This window comes from Streptococcus sp. 714, from assembly GCF_013277115.1.
GTDB lineage: Bacteria > Bacillota > Bacilli > Lactobacillales > Streptococcaceae > Streptococcus.
On the sequence record NZ_VMMH01000029.1, the window covers coordinates 1 to 232 of the forward strand.

At 40.5% G+C, this 232-nt stretch carries 1 protein-coding gene; it reads right to left on the minus strand.

Annotated features, from left to right (window positions below; genetic code table 11):
- Positions 1 to 232: Rib/alpha-like domain-containing protein (locus HT718_RS08950; protein ID WP_275690399.1), on the minus strand; the 232-nt coding region annotated here is incomplete at both ends.

Below are 232 nucleotides of genomic sequence, written 5' to 3' on the forward strand. Positions count from 1 at the left end.
TGGATCTACTACCTTAACAGTTACTGGAACTTCATCCTTAGAACCATCTGGGTAAGTAACAACGACTGTTGTAGGCTTATCACCTGGTGTTGCAGTGTCTACTGGAGTCTTGTATTCAACTGTACTTCCTTTTGGAAGATCGTCTACATTACCAATTGATTTCTTAGGATCTGGTTTTTCACCTACATTAACACTTTGCTCTTGAGGTGTTGGATTGTTCTTCGCTGCATCT